The 17,452-nt window shown below is 69.7% G+C and carries 18 protein-coding genes and 1 tRNA gene; 8 read left to right on the forward strand and 11 right to left on the reverse strand.

Annotated features, from left to right (window positions below; genetic code table 11):
- The first annotated feature begins 111 nt into the window (after positions 1-111).
- Positions 112-1,374 (forward strand): enoyl-CoA hydratase/isomerase family protein, encoded by a 1,263-nt coding sequence (locus tag LOKHON_RS16375; RefSeq protein WP_017927477.1) that lies wholly within the window; start codon positions 112-114, stop codon positions 1,372-1,374.
- Here LOKHON_RS16375 and LOKHON_RS14870 read toward each other — a convergent pair.
- Positions 1,361-1,576: a hypothetical protein gene (locus LOKHON_RS14870; protein ID WP_017927478.1), complete on the reverse strand. Its 216-nt coding sequence runs from the start codon at positions 1,574-1,576 to the stop codon at positions 1,361-1,363. The two genes, LOKHON_RS16375 and LOKHON_RS14870, sit on opposite strands and share 14 nt — an antisense overlap.
- A gap of 150 nt (positions 1,577-1,726) precedes the next feature.
- Here LOKHON_RS14870 and LOKHON_RS14875 point away from each other — a divergent pair, with 150 nt between their 5' ends.
- Entirely contained in the window at positions 1,727-1,990 is a 264-nt protein-coding gene (locus LOKHON_RS14875; protein ID WP_017927479.1) for a DUF2312 domain-containing protein, read from the forward strand.
- Positions 1,991-2,031: 41 nt separating this feature from the next.
- On the opposite strand, the gene LOKHON_RS14880 is transcribed toward LOKHON_RS14875, so the two are convergent.
- Positions 2,032-2,910: a hypothetical protein gene (locus tag LOKHON_RS14880; RefSeq protein WP_017927480.1), complete on the reverse strand. Its 879-nt coding sequence runs from the start codon at positions 2,908-2,910 to the stop codon at positions 2,032-2,034.
- 132 nt (positions 2,911-3,042) lie between these two features.
- Here LOKHON_RS14880 and LOKHON_RS14885 point away from each other — a divergent pair, with 132 nt between their 5' ends.
- Positions 3,043-4,698: an ABC transporter permease gene (locus LOKHON_RS14885; protein ID WP_026147348.1), complete on the forward strand. Its 1,656-nt coding sequence runs from the start codon at positions 3,043-3,045 to the stop codon at positions 4,696-4,698.
- A 14-nt stretch (positions 4,699-4,712) separates the two neighbouring features.
- Here the strand turns inward: LOKHON_RS14885 and LOKHON_RS14890 are convergent.
- A tRNA-Thr gene (locus tag LOKHON_RS14890) sits at positions 4,713-4,788 on the reverse strand.
- 161 nt (positions 4,789-4,949) lie between these two features.
- Here LOKHON_RS14890 and LOKHON_RS14895 point away from each other — a divergent pair.
- Genes LOKHON_RS14895 through LOKHON_RS16255 form a run of 3 tightly spaced genes read left to right on the forward strand, consistent with a single transcriptional unit; the run spans position 4,950 to position 6,986 of the window.
- On the forward strand, positions 4,950-5,666 hold the full coding sequence (locus LOKHON_RS14895) for a response regulator (protein ID WP_017927482.1): 717 nt from the start codon (positions 4,950-4,952) through the stop codon (positions 5,664-5,666).
- Entirely contained in the window at positions 5,663-6,757 is a 1,095-nt protein-coding gene (locus LOKHON_RS14900) for a HAMP domain-containing protein (RefSeq protein WP_051585602.1), read from the forward strand. The genes LOKHON_RS14895 and LOKHON_RS14900 overlap by 4 nt, the downstream gene beginning before the upstream one ends.
- Before the next feature lie 22 nt (positions 6,758-6,779).
- The gene (locus tag LOKHON_RS16255; protein WP_245631471.1) at positions 6,780-6,986 is read left to right on the forward strand and encodes an ATP-binding protein; all 207 of its coding nucleotides are present in this window, start codon (positions 6,780-6,782) and stop codon (positions 6,984-6,986) included.
- A gap of 13 nt (positions 6,987-6,999) precedes the next feature.
- Here LOKHON_RS16255 and LOKHON_RS14910 read toward each other — a convergent pair whose 3' ends face one another.
- From LOKHON_RS14910 to LOKHON_RS14940, 7 genes are read right to left on the reverse strand one after another with little or no spacing between them, the layout of a single operon-like run.
- Positions 7,000-8,418: an alkaline phosphatase D family protein gene (locus LOKHON_RS14910; RefSeq protein WP_017927484.1), complete on the reverse strand. Its 1,419-nt coding sequence runs from the start codon at positions 8,416-8,418 to the stop codon at positions 7,000-7,002.
- A 32-nt stretch (positions 8,419-8,450) separates the two neighbouring features.
- Positions 8,451-8,810, reverse strand: coding sequence for a Na+/H+ antiporter subunit G (locus LOKHON_RS14915; RefSeq protein WP_026147350.1), 360 nt, complete (start codon positions 8,808-8,810; stop codon positions 8,451-8,453).
- On the reverse strand, positions 8,807-9,076 hold the full coding sequence (locus tag LOKHON_RS14920) for a K+/H+ antiporter subunit F (protein WP_017927486.1): 270 nt from the start codon (positions 9,074-9,076) through the stop codon (positions 8,807-8,809). Before LOKHON_RS14920 ends, LOKHON_RS14915 begins: the two co-directional genes overlap by 4 nt.
- Positions 9,073-9,576 carry a Na+/H+ antiporter subunit E gene (locus LOKHON_RS14925; RefSeq protein ID WP_017927487.1) on the reverse strand — a complete coding sequence of 168 codons (504 nt, stop codon included), beginning with the start codon at positions 9,574-9,576 and terminating at the stop codon, positions 9,073-9,075. Before LOKHON_RS14925 ends, LOKHON_RS14920 begins: the two co-directional genes overlap by 4 nt.
- A complete protein-coding gene (locus LOKHON_RS14930; RefSeq protein WP_017927488.1) occupies positions 9,576-11,243 on the reverse strand; it encodes a monovalent cation/H+ antiporter subunit D in 1,668 nt (555 codons plus the stop codon). Before LOKHON_RS14930 ends, LOKHON_RS14925 begins: the two co-directional genes overlap by 1 nt.
- Complete coding sequence (locus tag LOKHON_RS14935; RefSeq protein ID WP_017927489.1) at positions 11,243-11,614, reverse strand: Na+/H+ antiporter subunit C; 372 nt, start codon at positions 11,612-11,614, stop codon at positions 11,243-11,245. The genes LOKHON_RS14930 and LOKHON_RS14935 overlap by 1 nt, the downstream gene beginning before the upstream one ends.
- A 1-nt stretch (position 11,615) precedes the next feature.
- The gene (locus LOKHON_RS14940; RefSeq protein WP_026147352.1) at positions 11,616-14,498 is read right to left on the reverse strand and encodes a monovalent cation/H+ antiporter subunit A; all 2,883 of its coding nucleotides are present in this window, start codon (positions 14,496-14,498) and stop codon (positions 11,616-11,618) included.
- A gap of 267 nt (positions 14,499-14,765) precedes the next feature.
- On the opposite strand from LOKHON_RS14940, the gene xylB reads away from it, so the two are divergent.
- Positions 14,766-16,217, forward strand: a complete 1,452-nt coding sequence (gene xylB / locus LOKHON_RS14945) for a xylulokinase (RefSeq protein ID WP_017927491.1) — start codon at positions 14,766-14,768, stop codon at positions 16,215-16,217.
- A 117-nt stretch (positions 16,218-16,334) separates the two neighbouring features.
- On the opposite strand, the gene LOKHON_RS14950 is transcribed toward xylB, so the two are convergent.
- Positions 16,335-16,799 (reverse strand): GbsR/MarR family transcriptional regulator, encoded by a 465-nt coding sequence (locus LOKHON_RS14950; protein WP_017927492.1) that lies wholly within the window; start codon positions 16,797-16,799, stop codon positions 16,335-16,337.
- A gap of 179 nt (positions 16,800-16,978) precedes the next feature.
- Between LOKHON_RS14950 and LOKHON_RS14955 the strand changes: the two genes are divergently transcribed.
- The gene (locus tag LOKHON_RS14955; protein ID WP_017927493.1) at positions 16,979-17,446 is read left to right on the forward strand and encodes a GbsR/MarR family transcriptional regulator; all 468 of its coding nucleotides are present in this window, start codon (positions 16,979-16,981) and stop codon (positions 17,444-17,446) included.
- The last annotated feature ends 6 nt before the right edge of the window (positions 17,447-17,452 follow it).

The raw sequence follows: 17,452 nt of genomic DNA on the forward strand, positions 1-17,452 counted from the left end.
CCAGCGGCGTTGCGTTGCGGTCATGCGCCGCCTCCGCCGATGGCACGGGGCCTTGCGCATGCGGGGTGGGCCGCCGATCATGCGCCAGGATGGGGCAGCGGGGGGACGGCCATGGAGGGCGCGCCGGTCACGACACGGCTTATCGACCGGATCGTCGAAGTGACGATCGATCTCGCGCCGGGTAACCCGCTCGGTGCCGCGACACGGCGTGGCCTGGGAGCCGCGCTTGACGAGATCGAGGCGGCGCTCGGTGATGATGCGCCACCGTGTGGGGTGGTGCTGCGGGGCGCCAACGCCGTCTTTTCGGTCGGGTTGGACCTGCGCGAGATCGGGGTGTCCGACGCCCCCGACACGCCGCCGCTGCACCGGCTCTGCCGCCGGATCGAGCAATTGCCGGTGCCGGTGGTCGCTGCGCTGTCGGGCAGCGCAATCGGTGGCGGCGCCGAGCTGGCGCTGGCCGCGCATTACCGGCTCGCGGCACCGGGCGCGCGGATCGGCCTGCCCGATATCGTGCTCGGCCTGCCGCCCGGCGCGGGCGGTGGTCAGAGGCTTGCCGCGCTCTGCGGTGCCGAGGCGGCGCTCGACATGCTGCTCTTGGGCCGATTGGCCCCCGCACAGGTGGCGCGGCAGGCCGGAGTGATCGACGGTGTGGTCGAGGAGGGGCTCGGCGCGGCGGCCCGCGATCTCGTCACGCAGCTTGCCGCGGCGGGGTTTCGGCCTCGGCCCGTGGCCGGGCGGCGCGAGAGGATGGCCGATGGTGCCGCCTGGCTCGCCGCCACCCGTCGGCGCCGACAGGTGGTTCAGGAGACCCCGCTGCGCAGCGCCGGGCGGGTGGTCGATTGCGTCGAGGCGGCCGTGTTGCTGCCGGCGGCCGCGGCGTTGCGGTTCGAACGGACGGCGCATCGCGACGCGCTTGGGGACCCGCAATTCGCGGCGCTGCGCCATCTTTACTTCGCGGAGCGACGGATCTCGTCGCAACTGCTCGACCGGGAGGGGGACGATCCCCGGCCGACCGCGCAGGGGCGCGGGCTGCTCGCGGCGCTGGTTCGCGGCAGCGAGGGGCAGGAGGGCTTACGGCGGCTCGCCGCGACGGTGGCGCAGGGGGCGCGGCTTCTGGCGGCGGGGCGGGTGGCGCATAGCGCCGATCTCGACGCGCTGGCGGTGCATGGTCTTGGCTGGGCGCGGCTGTCGGGCGGACCGTTCCATGCCGCGCGCGAGATCGGCATGGCCGAGCTCGTCGGACAAATGCAGGGCTGGAGCGGCGAGGACCCGGTGTTCGAGGTGCCGCCGCTCATGCGCGCCGCTCTGGAGACCGATGGCGATCTCGATGCGGCGCTGCGGCGCGGCCGGAGCGCCGAGATCAGGACAGGATGATGCCGACCACGACCATCATCAGGCCCAGCATCGACAGCATCAGTGCCCCGATATTGAGCGGCACGATCCGGGCCAGCCGCGTCCGCATCTGTGCGTCGTCGAGCCCCTGACGCCGCAGGCGCAGCACCGCCAGCAGGCTCCACAGGATGGCGGCGAAGCCCACCAGCGTGATCGCCGCGCCGATCCAGATGATGATGTCCATGCCCGGTCTCCCGCCCGTGTTCGCTGCCGTGCCGGACTAGCGCCCCCCGCCGGGCGGCACAAGACCGCGCGCCGGTGGCGGCAGCCGCTTGATGCCGCGCGGGCCCGGCGCTAGGGAGAGGGTCCGTTATCGGCCCATCAGGAGATCCCCATGAGCGACGCATCCGTGATCGACGAGCAGAGCAACGCGGCAGGCGAGGAGCTGCGCCAGTTCATCGAACGCGTCGAGCATCTCGAGGCCGAGAAGAAGGACATCGCCGAGCAGATCAAGGAAGTGATGGCCGAGGCCAAGGGCCGCGGCTACGACACCAAGATCCTGCGCAAGGTCATCGCGCTCAGGAAGCGCGATGCCGACGACATCGCCGAGGAAGAGGCGGTGCTCGACATGTACAAGGCCGCGCTCGGCATGAGCTGAGCCGGATGGCGGGGCGCGCAGGCGCCCCGCCGCCATCCGGCTCAGGCCCTGAGCAGGCGCACGCCGTCCATCGCGGCGATCCGCTCCAGATCGGTCTCGTAGATCGCCGTCAGTTCGGCGACGAGAGCCGCGTTCCATCCGGGCATGTCGATCTCGGTCTCGACCGCCTCCGCGCGGGCGTATTTGTCGAGAAAGGCCGAGACGACCCGGCGGTGCTGCGCTGCCGTCGCGGGCGGGTGCGCCGCGAGATAGGCGCGCAGCCGCGCCGTACCCTCGGGACGCATGATCTCGTTCACGAGATCCTGACCGCCCTCGACCGGCGCGTCCTCTGCCATCCCCGCCAGCGCCCGCACGAGATCGGGCCAGAGCAGGGCCGAATCCTCGTCGCACCAGACCGTCAGGCGGATATCCGGCGCCGCCTCGCGCAGCCGCGCCACCACGTCCGACCACAGGATCCCGCGCGGGTCCGTCCCGGCCATGAAGGCGTCGACGCCGCGGCCGCGTGCCTGATCCCAGCAGGCGGGCACGAAGGCGGCCGGGTTGCGGATGCCGAGAAACATCTCGATCCGGTCGTCGGGAAACAGCGCCCGCAGCGAGCGCGCCTTGAAGCCCGCCAGATCGTGAAAGCGGCCCGCGTCGAAGATCCGCGCCGGGGTGCAGATGAAGGCCGGGTTGCCCAGCACCAGCCGCTCGGTCGTTTCGCCATGCTCGAGGATCGCGTCGATCAGCACGTCGCGCGTGCCCGGTTCGGGGGCCTCGCCGCGCAGGTGCTGGATCGCTTCGCGCAGCAGCCTGCGATAGCGCGCGGGGTTGGGCGCGCGGATGCCTTGCTCCGCAAGGCCCGGCAGGTTCCTGGTCACGGATTTCAGCAACCGGTCGTCATCGGTGCAGTTCGCGCCGATGTGAAAGGCGATTTCCATGCGTCTGCCGTCCCTCTGCCCGCTTGCCGCGGGTCCTCGTGGTGCCGGGCCCGATGGGGCGCCCGGGCCGTATCCCGCCCAATATAAGGAGTTATCTGGACAGCGAAACCGCTTTGAGCTACCGCGGGGCCCATGTCCGATAAAACCAGTCAGACAAGCGTCCCCGGCGGCGCAGGACGCGGAATCGACCCGTGGTCGGCAGGCGCGGTGGCGATTGCCGCGCTGGTGCTGTTGCCGGTGGTGTCGGTGATCTGGTTCGCTTTCAACCCCGAGGACAACATCTGGCCGCACCTGCTGTCGACGACGCTGCCGCGCTATCTCGGCAACACGGTGCTGTTGATGCTTTCGGTCGGCGCGATCACCGCCGCCGTCGGGGCGGGCGCGGCCTGGCTGGTGGTGATGTACCGCTTTCCGGGGCATTCATGGCTGCAATGGGCGCTGCTGCTGCCGCTCGCGGTGCCTGCCTATGTGGGCGCCTATGCGCTGGTCGATTTTCTCGAATATGCCGGGCCGGTGCAGACCGGCCTGCGCGGGCTCATGGGCTGGCAGGACGCGCGCGATTACGCCTTTCCGCAGATCCGGTCGCGGGGGGCGGCGATCCTCGTGCTGTCGGCGGCGCTTTACCCCTATGTCTATCTGCTGGCCCGCGCGGCGCTGCGCGAGCAATCGGGGGCGGGGTTCGAAGTGGCCCGCGCGCTCGGCGTCGGGCCATGGGGGCGATTCTTTCGGGTCGGGCTGCCGCTGATCCGCCCCGCCATCGCCGCGGGGGTCGCGGTGGTGATGATGGAGACGGTCAACGATTTCGGCGTGGTCGACTATTTCGCGGTGCAGACGCTGACCACCGGCATCTTCACGGTCTGGCTGCAGGCGGGCAACCTGGGCGGCGCGGCGCAGATCGCGACGCTGGTTCTGGCGATGATCGTGTTCCTCGTGACGCTGGAAAAGCTGAGCCGTCGCCGTTCGCGCTTTTTCGGCTCGGCCCGACAGCCGCGCCCGGTGACGCCGATGCGGCTGTCGGGCGGGCAGGGCGCGCTGGCCTGTTTCGCCTGCCTTCTGCCGTTCCTTGCAGGGTTCGTGCTGCCGGTGGCGGTGTTGTCCGGCCACGCGCTCGACGCCGGTGAATGGGCGGCGCCGGGGCTGATCCGGGCGCTGGTGCACACTCTGGCCACCGGTGGGGCGGCGGCGTTTGTCACGGTGCTGGCGGGGCTGTTCATGGTCTATGGCACGCGGCTGTCGGGTCGCCGCCTTCCGGTGCTGCTGCTGCCGATCACGGCGATCGGTTACGCCGCGCCGGGCGCGGTGTTGGGCATCGGTATCCTGATCCCGCTGGCGCAGTTCGACAACGCGCTGGCGGATGCGGTGCTCGCGCTGACCGGGCGCGATCCGGGGCTCATCTTCACCGGCACGGCGGCGGCGCTGGTTCTGGTGTATTGCGTGCGGTTCTTCGCGATCGCGCAGGGCACCGCCGATGCGGCGCTGGGCCGGGTGTCGCCGAGCCTGCCGATGGCGGCGCGTTCGCTGGGCCAGAGCGCGGGCGGTACGCTGCGCCGCGTTCATGTGCCGCTGATCCGGGCCAGCGTCGGTTCGGCGCTGCTTCTGGTCTTCGTCGATTGCATGAAGGAGCTGCCCGCGACGCTGCTGCTGCGCCCCTTTGGCTATGATACGCTGGCGACGCGGGTGCATGCCAAGGCCAGCCTCGAGAACATCGCCGAAGCCGCGCCCGCCGCGCTGATGATCACCGCCGTCGGGCTGATCGCGGTTGGGCTTCTGGCGCGCGCCAACCGCTGAGATATCGTGATTGATGGTGCCGGCTGAGGGACTCGAACCCCCGACCCCCTGATTACAAATCAGACGCTCTACCAGCTGAGCTAAGCCGGCCCCGACGTCGATGTATCCAGACCGCGGCGGGGTGGCAAGCGGGTTGGCGCTCTTCGTGTTACATCCGGCGACAAAACTCCGCGCCGAAGAGGACGGGCCGTGCTGGCATACCGGCCTGACTACCCCCTAGAAAGGGGGCCGAGACCCGCAGGAGGCCGCCCATGACCGATACCGCCGAGCAGATTCTCGTCGTCGACGATGCGCGCGACATTCGCGAACCGCTTGGGCAGTACCTCAAGAAACAGGGGTTCCGGGTGCGTCTGGCCGCCAACGCCGCCGAAGCGCGCAGCATCGTGGAAACGGCGCGGATCGGTCTGGTCGTGCTCGACGTCATGATGCCGGGCGAGGACGGGCTGAGCCTGTGCCGCTGGCTGGTGGCGCGCGGCGGGCCGCCGGTGATCCTGCTGACGGCGATGGCGGACGAGACCGACCGCATCGTCGGGCTGGAGCTGGGGGCCGATGACTACGTGACCAAGCCGTTCAACCCGCGCGAGCTTCTGGCGCGGGTCCGGGCGGTGCTGCGCCGCGCGCCGCCGCCGCCGCCCGCCTTTGACGCGACGCGCCGCCGCTTTGCGGGCTGGACCCATGATCCCACCGCGCGGAAGTTGCACCATGATGACGGGCGCGTGGCCGGGCTGACCTCGGGCGAAAGCCGCCTTCTGGCGCTGTTTCTCGACGCGCCGCGCACCGTGCTCGACCGCGCGCGGCTGCTCGATCTCGTGGCCGGGCGAGAGGCCAAGGCCTATGACCGCGCCATCGACAACCAGATCAGCCGCCTGCGCCGCAAGATCGAGGACGACCCGAAACATCCGAGGCTGATCCTCACCGAATGGGGCGGCGGCTACCTGCTGGCCGCCGATGTGGAGGTGGCGCCGTGATCTCGCGGTTGCTGCCGCGGGGCATGGCGGCGCGCTTTGCGCTGTTGCTCGCCGCGGCCTTGCTGGTGGCCAACCTCGTGGCGCTGGGATTGCTGTCGTTTGAGCGCAACCGGCTCGACCGCGAGGCGGGCGCCGCGCGCGAAGTGGAGCGGATCGTGGCCTTGGTGCCCGCCATGGAGGCGTTGCGCCCCGTGGCCCGCGAACGGCTGGCGCGCCGGGCCTCGACCCGGCTGGCGCGGATCGATGTCGGGCCGGTGCCGATCGTGTCGTCGGCGGCGACCGGGGATCGCGCCCGCGCGCTGGAGGCGCGGCTGGCCGCGGCGCTTGGCGACCGCGAGGTGCGGGTGACGACCGTCGAGAGGGGGCGCCTCGCCGGTGCGGATCGCGGCGGGCCGGAAGGCGGGCGCGGCGAGGTCATCGTCGTGTCGATCGCGCTCGACCCGGCGGGGGCGGGCGGCTGGCTCAATGTCGCGGCGGCGCAGTTGCGCCCGCCGGGCGGCGCGCGGCACGAGGTGTTCTGGCTGGGCCTCGGGCTGTCGCTTCTGTCGGTGCTTGGGGTGGGACTTTGGTTCGTGCGCCAGCTCACGCGGCCCCTGGGGGCGCTGGCGGCGGCGGCACGCGCCGCCGGGCGCGGCGATCGCAGCATCCGCGTGGCCGAGACCGGCGCGCGTGAAATGCGCGACGCGGCGGCGGCCTTCAACGACATGCAGGCCCGGATCGCCCGGTTCGAAGCCGAACGCACGCGAACGCTCGCCGCCGTGGGGCACGATTTGCGCACGCCGATCACCAGCCTGCGCATCCGTGCGGAAATGCTCGACGACGAGGATGGCGCACCGATGATCCGCACGCTCGACGAAATGGCGGTGATGGCCGAGGGGTTGGTCAGCTTCGCGAGGGAAGGCAACGAGGCGGAGCCTGTGGGCGAGATCGATCTCGCCGCGCTGCTGGTGCGGCTTTGCGCCGAAGGAGGCGCGGTTTTCGAAGGTGGGACGGCCATGGTCACGGGGCGTCCGGTGGCGCTTGGCCGGGCCTGCGGCAACCTCATCGACAACGCGATCCGCATGGGCGGGCGCGGCGCGGGTGCGGCTTGAGCAGGCGCGGCGGCGGGCTGTGGTGAGCATTCTCGATGACGGCCCCGGCATCCCCGAGGCGCAGCTCGGCGCGATGTTCGACCCCTTCATGCGCGGCGACAACAGCCGCAGCCTCGACACCGGCGGCGCCGGGCTCGGGGCTGTCGATCGCGCGCGGCATCATCCGCGCCCCATGGCGGCGAGATCGCGCTGTCGAACCGCGCCGAAGGCGGGCTCGCGGCGCGGGTGACCCTGCCGCTGGCCTAGATCGGCAGCGGCGGCGTCTCGCCGCTTTCCTCGAGGTGCCAGGTGGCGGTCCAGTCGCCCGCGCGCCGGTCCAGCACGAGGAAATTGCGTTCGGCCACGTAGCGCCGTCGCTTGCCCGGCAGGGGCAGGATGCGGATCTTGTGCCCGTCCAGCGGCCCTTCTCCAAGCTGCCCGAGCCAGCCCAGCCCCCGCGCATAGCCCTTGGGCGGGGCGCGATGCGCGATGCCCGATGCCACGAGCTGGTGCACCGGGCCGGGCGCGGCGGCCATCTCGGCGCGGGTGGCCAAGTGGATCTCGCCCGACAAAAGCGTCACCGGGCCTTTCGCGCGCAGCGCCAGCATCGCGCGCAGTGCCCGTTTCCAATCCTCGCGATGCGCCCGGCTCTGCCACTGGTCGCGCAGGTCATCCTCGTATTTCTGCATGCCGGGCCAGACCCACATCACCGCCTCGACCAATGACAGGCGCGGGCCGAGCATCGGCACCGACGAGACGATCATCGTGCGCTCGGGCTCGGGCGAGGGGCGCTCGATCAGCCGCCAGCCCGCATCGCCCATGACGCGCCTGCGGCCGCGTTCGGAGCGCAGGTCCGGCGTGGTGATCGTCAGTCCCGGCAGGGTGCGCTGCCAGCCGAGATGCGCGCCGCTCGGATCCGCGAAGACCTCGGGAATGTCGGTTTCCACCGCGCCGTGCTGGAACAGCAGGTACATCTCGCGCGCCACCGCGAACAGCGTGCGGCCCACATCGCTCTCGGTGGCCACGACCGGCAGCGACCCCCAGCCGTCGCAGATGTCGTGATCGTCCCATACCGCGAGCGTCGGCACCCGCGCCACGACGGCCTTGACCTCGGGCGAGGCCAGCCCGCGCATGTAGCGCGCGACGAAGCCGCGCCGCAGATGCGCGGCGAGATCCGCGAGATCGGCCTCGCTGGCGGCGCTGGGGATATCCTCGGGCCAGCCCTCGCTCAGCCTGTGGCCTTGGGTGACCTCGTCGGCATAGATCTGGTCGCCGCCCTGAAGCAGCGCGGCGAAGGGCCGGTCTTCATGCGCGGCGCGCAGCCGGCCCCACATCGCGTCGCGCTCCGCGGGGTCGCGATCCATGTCGCCGTTCTCTTCGCCGTTGCACGACACGAAGGCGAGGCGCAGGTCGCCCGACAGCTTCGTGCAGACCTCGAAACGCCTGCCCTCGAACTCGTAGCCGCCATCCTCGGGGCCGAGCACGACATCGAAGCGCCAGAACGTCAGCCCCTCCAGATCGGCGAGCCTTTTCGGCGCATGGTCCGCACCCGCCGCGCGCAGCGTTCCGCAGGGGACGCCCGCCTTGCGGATCACCACGGCGGCGAGGCGCAGCCCCTCCGGCCCATGTCCCCGCAGGTGCAGGATCGGTCCGGCATCGCATGTGTCGGTGGTCAGGCTCACGGCACGCTCCCCGGCCCGGATGGCCGGGCGCGTTACTTTTCGCTGTGGGTCGCCCAGCCTTCTTCGGCGGGCGGCGGCGGCAGGTCATTGTCGTCGCGTTGACGGTGCAGATGCACCTTGGCGATGAAATTTCCAGTGATCGGCGCGGTGACGAAGAGGAAAGCCAACACCAGCAGCTCGTGCAGCGAGCCGTCACCGGTGGCGAAGGTGTCGACCATCGACGCCATCAGCAGCGAGCCCACCCCGAGGGTCGAGGCCTTGGTCGGCGCGTGCAGCCTTTTCATCGGCTGATCGAGCTTCAACAGCCCGTAGGATCCCACCAGCATGAACCCCGCGCCGGCGATCAGCAGCAGCGTCACGAGAAGATCGAGCAACATCATGCCCCCGGTCATTCGATGATGTCCCCGCGCAGCACGAAGCGCGCCAGCGCCACGGTCGAGACGAAGCCGAGCATCGCGAAGATCATCGCGCTTTCGAAATAGATATGCGTGCCCCAGCGCAGCCCGAGCAGGATGATCAGGCCGATGGCGTTGATCACCATGGTGTCGAGCGCGAGGATCCGGTCGCCGGTATGCGGCCCGAGGATCAGCCGGACCATGGCCAGGAGCTGCGCCAGCCCGACCGCGCCGATGGCAATGGAAAGTGCGGTGTCGATCATTCGAAGATCTCCTTGAGCCGGCGTTCGTAGCGCGTCTTGATCTCGTCGCGCACGGCGTCGGGATCGGGCGCGTCGAGCGCGTGGACCAGCAGCGCCGCACCATCGGCCGACAGGTCGGCGCTGACGGTGCCGGGGGTCAGGGTGATGGTGCCCGCGAGCATGGTGATCGCCTCGGGCGTGCGCAGTTCGAGCGGGATCACGACCCAGTTGGGCGCCATGTCCGCGTTGCGCTTGAACAGCACGATCATTGCCACCTGCACATTGGCGACGACGATGTCCCAGATCACGATCCCCATGTAGGACACGAGCCGCCAGGGCCGGGTGATCTTCGGCCGGTCGGGCCAGTAGGCGGCGGTGGAGATCGGGATCAGCAGGCCGAGGATCGCGCCGAAGACGACGGTGCCGAGGCTGAGATGGTTGATCAGCAGGCACCACACCACCACCAGCATCGTCGACAGCATGGGGTGCGGCAGCAGCTTGCGGGCCAGGCGTTGCGACATCAGTGATCCTCCCCGGCTTCGGCGCCGTCATGATCCGCCGCATCGGCGTGGTCGTCCGCCGCGCCGTGCGAGTCGTTCTTGATCTTCTTGCCGGGCGTTTCGAGCACCAGCCCGATATAGGGTTCGGGCGCGAAGAGCTGCGCCGCCGTGGCGGTCAGCGCGCGGTTGACCGGCCCGGCAAACACGGTGAGCGCGATCAGCATCGCGACGAGGCCGCCGATGGCGATCATCGGCAGCACCGGGCGCGGCGCGACCGGACCCTTGGTCGATCCCGGCTGCGCGGTGTCGTCCTCGACTTCGGGCGCGGTCTCGGGGTCGATGGGGTCGGTGTCGGGGCCGGTCTGATGGGCCTTCCAGAAGATCAGCGACCCGGCGCGCGAAAAGCCCACCACCGCCACCAGCGATCCGGTCAGCACCACCGCCCAGACCCACCACATGAGCGGGCTCGCACCCGCCGCGTCGAGGATCAGAAGCTTGCCGAGGAACCCCGACAGCGGCGGCAGGCCGGTCATGGCGATGGCCGCGACGAAGAACATGCCCGCCAGCAGCGCTCCGCCCTCGATCGGGCGGCCCTGCACGAGAAACGGCCCCGCCGCGCCGCGCCGGTCGCGGATCTGGTCGACCAGCAGGAACAGCGCCGCCGTCGCGAAGGTCGAATGGATGGCATAGTAGAGCGCCGCGGCGATGCCGTCGGGGGTGAAAACCGAGACCGCGCTGAGCAAAAGACCCATCGAACCGATCACCGAAAAGGCCACCAGCCGGTCGATCCGCCCCGCACCCAGCACGCCGATCATGCCCAGCCCCAGCGTCAGCAGGGCCGCGGGCATGAGCCATGTGTCGAACAGACCCTGGGTGATCTCGAGATCGGGCGGAAAGACCAGCGTGTAGACGCGGATGATGCCGTAAGCGCCGACCTTGGTCATGATCGCGAACAACGCGGCCACGGGGGCGGGGGCATGGGCATAGCTGTCGGGCAGCCAGAAATGCAGCGGCAGCACCGCGGCCTTGATCGCGAACACCATCAGCAACAGCACCGCCGCGACCCGGATGCCGGCGCTGGCACCGGGATCGAGCGCGGCCACGCGCCCGGCGAGATCGGCCATGTTGAGCGTGCCTGTCTGGGCGTAGATCGTGCCGAGCGCGATCAGGAACAGGGTCGAGCCGAGCAGGTTGTAGAGCACGTATTGCGTGCCCGCGCGCAGCCGGTCCTTGCCGCCCGAATGGATCATAAGGCCGTAGGAGGCGATCAGCAGCACCTCGAAGAACACGAAGAGGTTGAAGGCATCGCCGGTGAGGAACGCGCCGAGGATGCCCATCAGCTGAAACTGGAACAGCGGGTGGAAATGCCGCCCCCGCGCGTCCCAGCCCGAGCCCATGGCATAGAGCAGCACAAGCGGCGCGAGCAGCGTCGTCAGCAAGAGCATCAGCGTCGACAGCCGGTCGGCCACCAGCACGATGCCGAACGGCGCGGGCCAGTTGCCGAGCTGGTAGAGCGTGATGGTGCCGTCGGAGGCCTGCCAGAACAGGCCGATCGAAATCGCGGTCAGCGCCAGCGCGCCCGCCATCGACAGCGCGCGCTGCACCACGATGTGTTCGCGCACCATCAGCACGAGGATCGCGGCCAGCATCGCGGGCAGCACGACGGGGGTGATGATCCAGTGGCTCATCATGCGTCTCCTTCGGGCAGGGAGGGACGGCGCGCGTCGCTTTCCGGGACGGCGGGCCGGTCGACGAGATCGTCATCCGCCGACAGCCAGCTGCCCAGCGCGATCATCACCACCACCGCCGTCATCCCGAAGGAGATGACGATGGCCGTCAGCACGAGCGCCTGCGGCAGCGGGTCGGTGTAGCGTTCGGCACCGTCGCGCAGCACCGGCGGCGCGTTGAGCGCCAGCCGCCCCGAGGCAAAGAGGAACACGTTGACGGCATAGCTCAGAAGCGAGGTGCCGATGATGACGGGAAAGGTCCGCAGGCGCAGCACAAGGTAGATGCCCGCGGCGGTCAGGGCGCCGACGGCGGTTGCGATCAGGAATTCCATCTCAGATTACCTTGCCTTGTGCACCCACGGTCGGAGTGAGCTCCTCGTCGCGCGAAGGGTCGATGTCCATCGCGTGATCGGAGGTCTCCGTGCCCGCCCTGTACCCCAGCCGCGAGAAACTTTCGAGTGACAGCATCACCGCGCCGACCACGGCGAGGAACACGCCCAGGTCGAAGCCCATGGCGGTGGCCAGTTCGAACTCCTCCATCGGCGGGATGCGGAAATAGCCGAAGGCCGAAGTCAGGAAGGGCTGCCCCGCGAACCATGCGCCGATCCCGGTGAGGCCCGCCACGAAGACGCCCGCGCCGATGATGCCGTGATAGGGGTAGCGCTGCCGCCGCGCGGCCCAGGCAAAGCCCGAGGCCATGTACTGCGTCACCACCGCGATGGCCACGACGAGACCCGCGACGAAGCCGCCGCCGGGATCGTTGTGCCCGCGCAGGAAGATATAGACGCCGACCATGAGGATCACCGGCATCATCACCCGCGTCAGCACCACCATCATCAAGGGATGCGCGTCGCCGGCCTGCGCCTCTTCGAAGCCGCGATTGAGCAGGCGGCGGCGCACCGGACCCGAGAGCAGCGCCTCGGTCAGCGCATAGATCACGAGCGCGGCGATGCCGAGCACGATGATCTCGCCAAAGGTGTCGAAGCCGCGGAAGTCGACGAGGATCACGTTGACCACGTTGTCGCCGCCGCCGCCCTTGTAGGAATTGGCGAGATGATAATCCGAGATCGGCGCGATCGGAAACTCGGTCGACAGGATGGTCCAGCACAGCGCCGTGGCCGCGGCCCCGCCCGCGAGCGCGATGACCGCGTCGCGTGCCCGCCGCAGCGCGCCGGATTCGACAGGGGTGCGGTTGGGCAGGAAGTTGAGCGCGAGCAGCAGCAGGATGATCGTCACCACCTCGACCGAGATCTGCGTCAGCGCGAGATCGGGGGCCGAGAAATGGTTGAAGCCGACCGAAACCATCAGGCCGATGATGCCCATCAGGATCAGCACCGCGAGCCGGTTGCGATGCACCGCGACGAGAAAGCCGGCCGCGATGATCAGCATCGCCCATGCCGCGATGGCGATCGGCGTGACCGGAAGCAGCGGCCGCCGGATCTCGGCGCCGGTGGTGCCGGAGAACCACGCATGCGCGCCGATCGCGACGACCGTCACCACCATGATCGCGGCATAGCGGGTGAAGGAGCCGTCATGCAGGCCGCGGGCAAACAGCCGCGCGCCGCGCACGCAGGCCGCGATGAGCCTGTCGAAGATGTCCTTGGCCTCTGGCCGCGGGGCCGCCTCCCAGATCCGCGACAGCGGCGCGAACAGCGCCAGCAGCACCGCGCCGCCGAGCACCGCGATGGCCGACATGAAGAGCGGCAGGTTCAGCCCGTGCCAGATCTTCAGATGCGCGTCGGGCATCTCGGCGGCGGAGCCGATCACCGCGCCGGTGACCAGCTTCACGAAGGGCTCGGCCAGCGCCGGGAACAGGCCGATCACCACCACCGGGATGATCAGCAGGGCGGGCGGCAGCCACATGCCCGGGTTCGGATCATGCGGATGCGCCGGGTACTCGTCGCGCTCGGGGCCGAAGAAGGTATGCGCGATCAGCCGGAAGGAATAGGCCGCCGAGAACAGCGCGCCCACGGTCGCGACCACCGTCACCAGCATCGGCGCGCCGAACAGCGTGGTGTGCGTGGCCTCTTCGAGCATCATCTCCTTGGAGATGAAACCGTTCAGCAGCGGGATGCCCGCCATGGACAGGCCTGCGAGCAGCACGATCACGAAGGTGACCGGCATCAGCTTGCGCAGGCCGCCAAGGCGCCGCATGTCGCGGGTATGCGCCTCGTGGTCGACGATGCCCGCGCTCATGAAGAGCGCGGCCTTGAAGCTTGCGTGGTTGAGGATGTGGAACACCGCGGCCATCGCGCCAAAGGCGGTGCCGGTGCCCAGAAGGAAGGTGATCAGGCCCAGATGCGAGACGGTCGAGAAGGCGAGCAGCGCCTTCAGGTCGTGCTTGAAGATCGCGATGAAGGCGCCGATCACCATGGTCAGCAGGCCCGCCGAGGAGACGATGTAGATCCATTCCGGCGTGCCCGACAGCACCGGCCAGAGCCGCGCCATCAGGAACAGCCCGGCCTTCACCATCGTCGCCGAATGCAGGTAGGCCGAGACCGGCGTCGGCGCCGCCATGGCGTGCGGCAGCCAGAAGTGGAACGGGAACTGCGCCGACTTGGTGAAGCAGCCCAGAAGGATCAGCAGAAGCGCGGGCACGTAGAGCGGCGAGGCCTGCACCACGTCGCGGTTCTCGAGGATGACGGTCAGGTCGTAACTGCCGACGATATTGCCCAAAAGCAGCATGCCGCCGATCAGCGCGAGCCCGCCCATGCCGGTCACCGCGAGCGCCATGCGCGCGCCCTGACGGCCCTCGGGCAGGTGCTTCCAGAAGCCGATCAGCAGGAAGGAGGAGAGCGAGGTCAGCTCCCAGAAGATGAGCAGCAGCAGGATGTTGTCCGACAGCACGATGCCGACCATCGCGCCCTGGAACAGCAGCAGGTAGCTGAAGAACTCGCCCATGTTGTCGTCGCGCGACAGGTAGTGGCGCGCATAGGCGATGATCAGCAGGCCGATCCCGAGGATCAGCGCCGCGAACATGAATCCCAGCGGGTCGAGAAACAGGTTCACGTTGAGCCCCAGCCCCGGCATCCAGTCGAGCCGGGCCGAGATCGTCTCGCCGCGCAATATGGCGGGCAGGTGCGTGAGCAGCCCGACCGACGCGAGCGCCGTGACGAGGAAGGTGGCGGTGAAGCAGGCCTGCCGACCGGCCCGGATCATCAGACCGGGCAGCAGCGCGCCGAGGAACGGGAGGAGGGCGATGATGAAAAGCGACATGGCGCGCACTATCGCTAAGTCCGGCGGCGGCGACCAGACGTGCCGGGACATTTCCCGCCCGATCAGCCGCTTCTTTCGGCCGTCAGCGCCGGTTGCAGGCCCGGCAACCCTCGCTTTGCGCCGCGCGGCGCTGCGCGGATGCCGGTCGAGCCGGGCATTGCGGCCCGGTCGCCGCGAATCAAGACGCGGGATCGGCGTTTGCCCCGGAGGCCCCGGAAGGGGTAAGGCTCGGTCATCCATCGCCCCCGATCAGGACCGCGTTTCACCATGAGCTATCTCGGCATCGACCTTGGCACCTCCGGGCTGCGCGCCCTTCTTCTGGACGAGAGCGGCGCGCCGATCGGCGCCGCCGAGCGCCATTACGCCGCCGACCATCCGCATCCGGGCTGGAGCGAACAGGACCCGGCCGACTGGATCGCGGCGCTCGAGGCGGCGGTTGCCGAGCTGCGCGAGAGCTGCCCTGAATTCGCCGGGCTCAAGGGTATCGGCGTGGCGGGCCACATGCATGGCGCGACGCTGCTCGACGCCGGGGACCGGGTGATCCGCCCCTGCATCCTGTGGAACGACACCCGCGCCCATGCCGAGGCCGCGCGGCTCGACGCGATGGAGGGCGTGCGCGCCACCTCCGGCAACATCGTCTTTCCGGGCTTTACCGCGCCCAAGCTCGAATGGGTCCGCGCCCACGAGCCCGACGCTCATGCCCGCATCTCCAAGGTGCTGCTGCCTGCGGCCTATCTGAACCTCTATCTGACCGGCGAGCACGTGGCCGACATGTCCGACAGCGCCGGGACCGCATGGCTCGATGTCGGCGCGCGCGACTGGTCGGAGGCGCTGCTCGATGCCGGGCACATGCGGCGCGCGCAGATGCCGCGGCTGGTCGAAGGCTGCGACAGGGCGGGCACGCTGCGCCCGGATCTGGCCGCCGCATGGGGCCTGTCGGGGTCGGTCGCCGTCGCCGGGGGCGCGGGCGACAACGCCGCCGCCGCCTGCGGCATCGGCGCGCTGAACGAGGGCGAGGGGTTCTTGTCGCTCGGCACCTCGGGGGTGCTTCTGGCCGCGCGCGACGGGTACCGCCCGGCGCCCGAAACGGCGCTGCACAGCTTTTGCCACGCGGTGCCGGGGCGCTGGTACCAGATGGGGGTCATGCTTTCGGCCGCCGATAGCCTGACATGGCTGTCATCGATCACCGGCATGGGGGCGGCCGAGCTGACCGGCGCGCTGGGCGACGAGATCGGGGCGCCGGGGCGGGTGCGGTTCCTGCCTTATCTCTCGGGCGAGCGGACGCCGCACAACGATGCCGAAATCAGGGGCAGCTTTACCGGGATCGGCGCCGAGACCACGCGCGACGACCTGACCCGTGCGGTGCTCGAAGGCGTGGCCTACGGGCTGCGCGATTCGCTGGAGGCGCTGAAGGCGGCGGGGGCGGAGGTCGACCGGCTGATCGCGATCGGCGGCGGCAGCCGGTCGCGCTACTGGCTGCGGCTGATCGCGACGGTGCTGGACGTGCCGCTCGACCTGCCCAAGGACGGGGAGTTCGGCGCGGCGCTCGGGGCGGCGCGGCTCGGGCTCGTGGCGGCGACCGGGGCGGCGCCCGAACATGTCATGACCGCCCCGGCCATCGGCGAACGCATCGCGCCGGTCGCCGGGCTGCGCGAGGCGCATGATGCGGGCTACGCGGCGTTTCGGCGCGCCTATCCGGCGATCCGCGAAATCCAGTGACGCATCGGGCCGCGCGGGTATCGGCGCGGCGAAAACCGGCCAAACGGCCCCGTGCCTGCAGGCAGGCCCATTCGCCCCGTCCCGGCCGCTCCGCACCGTCGCGGGCGGCAGGCGGGGCTATTTCAGGTTCTCGATCGACTGACGGACGGCCCGGCCCATTTCCTCGTAGAACCGTGCATAGTCCTGCACCCTGCGCCGGATCTCGGGCCGGGTGTCGGGCACAAGCGCGAGGGTTTCGCCGATCTCGGCCCGCGCGCGGTCGAGATTGCCGGCCACGGCGCCAAGCATGTTTTCATAGGGGTTGTCCGCGAGGCGAAAGAAATCCTGCCGCTGCCCCGGCTTTCCCAGCCGCTTGATGAGCCCGCGATCCTCGAGCAGGCGGGTGGCGGAGCTGATGCTGCCGCGGCTGACCTCCAGATGCCGGGTGATGTCGCCAAAGGACAGCACGTCGCCATCGAAGACGAGCAGGGCAAAAACCCGCCCCGCGATTCTTGGCAGACCCTCGTTCTGCGCGATCAGCCCGACCTTCTCGATGAACTCGCTTCGAACCTGCGCGAGCGTATCGGTCTCGGTGTCGGTCATGGGGCACTCCTTTGGCCGCAATGTATGATCGTCCCTTCAGATCGTCCAGTTCGTTCACTTTGACATGACGACAAGGGACCTGTGGCAGCCATGTGGATCGTTCAGTAAATTCTGAAACATCTGGACAGGGTGCCGGCCGCTTCCTATATGCGCGGCATCCGTTCCGAAAGGCGCCTTGCATGACCGGCTCGACACAGGATCTGACCGCGCTGCGCCGCGATTTCGTCGAACGCCTCGGGGTGCTGGCCCAGGCCGAAGGCGCATCCCGTACCGCCGGGCGATTGTTTGCAATTCTGGCGTTCGAAGGCCGGGCCTTGAGTTTCGGGGAACTTGCCGAAGCCCTTTGCCTGGGACGCAGCAGCATCAGCGTCGCCGCCCGCGATCTCGAGGCGAAAGGCATGGTCCGGCGCGTTGCGCGCAAGGGCGACCGGCAGGAGTATATCGAGCTGTCGCCCGCCGTTCTGCCGGCGCTGCGCGATTGGCTCAGCGCCCGCCGGGCCGCCGCCAGCCGCGAATTCGAAGCGGTTCTTTCGGCGCTGCCGGAAAGGGCCGGCGCCCGGCGCGCGCGGCTTGGTTCCCTCGCGGCCTTTCACCGCGATGTCGCGACCGCGATCGCCTCTGCGCAGGCGTACGGATCCGACGATTGACACGCG

It is taken from the genome of Limimaricola hongkongensis DSM 17492, assembly GCF_000600975.2.
Classification (GTDB): domain Bacteria; phylum Pseudomonadota; class Alphaproteobacteria; order Rhodobacterales; family Rhodobacteraceae; genus Limimaricola; species Limimaricola hongkongensis.

Excerpts from the sequence above, each read along its gene's own strand:
- LOKHON_RS14885 (WP_026147348.1), top strand. The coding sequence starts at position 3,043 with ATGTCCGATAAAACCAGTCAGACAAGCGTCCCCGGCGGCGCAGGACGC.
- LOKHON_RS14935 (WP_017927489.1), bottom strand. The coding sequence starts at position 11,614 with ATGGAATTCCTGATCGCAACCGCCGTCGGCGCCCTGACCGCCGCGGGC.
- LOKHON_RS16375 (WP_017927477.1), top strand. The coding sequence starts at position 112 with ATGGAGGGCGCGCCGGTCACGACACGGCTTATCGACCGGATCGTCGAA.
- LOKHON_RS14930 (WP_017927488.1), bottom strand. The coding sequence starts at position 11,243 with ATGAGCCACTGGATCATCACCCCCGTCGTGCTGCCCGCGATGCTGGCC.
- LOKHON_RS14920 (WP_017927486.1), bottom strand. The coding sequence starts at position 9,076 with ATGATCGACACCGCACTTTCCATTGCCATCGGCGCGGTCGGGCTGGCG.
- LOKHON_RS14925 (WP_017927487.1), bottom strand. The coding sequence starts at position 9,576 with ATGTCGCAACGCCTGGCCCGCAAGCTGCTGCCGCACCCCATGCTGTCG.
- xylB (WP_017927491.1), top strand. The coding sequence starts at position 14,766 with ATGAGCTATCTCGGCATCGACCTTGGCACCTCCGGGCTGCGCGCCCTT.
- LOKHON_RS14875 (WP_017927479.1), top strand. The coding sequence starts at position 1,727 with ATGAGCGACGCATCCGTGATCGACGAGCAGAGCAACGCGGCAGGCGAG.
- LOKHON_RS14880 (WP_017927480.1), bottom strand. The coding sequence starts at position 2,910 with ATGGAAATCGCCTTTCACATCGGCGCGAACTGCACCGATGACGACCGG.
- LOKHON_RS14915 (WP_026147350.1), bottom strand. The coding sequence starts at position 8,810 with ATGACCGGGGGCATGATGTTGCTCGATCTTCTCGTGACGCTGCTGCTG.
- LOKHON_RS14895 (WP_017927482.1), top strand. The coding sequence starts at position 4,950 with ATGACCGATACCGCCGAGCAGATTCTCGTCGTCGACGATGCGCGCGAC.
- LOKHON_RS14955 (WP_017927493.1), top strand. The coding sequence starts at position 16,979 with ATGACCGGCTCGACACAGGATCTGACCGCGCTGCGCCGCGATTTCGTC.
- LOKHON_RS14940 (WP_026147352.1), bottom strand. The coding sequence starts at position 14,498 with ATGTCGCTTTTCATCATCGCCCTCCTCCCGTTCCTCGGCGCGCTGCTG.
- LOKHON_RS14870 (WP_017927478.1), bottom strand. The coding sequence starts at position 1,576 with ATGGACATCATCATCTGGATCGGCGCGGCGATCACGCTGGTGGGCTTC.
- LOKHON_RS14950 (WP_017927492.1), bottom strand. The coding sequence starts at position 16,799 with ATGACCGACACCGAGACCGATACGCTCGCGCAGGTTCGAAGCGAGTTC.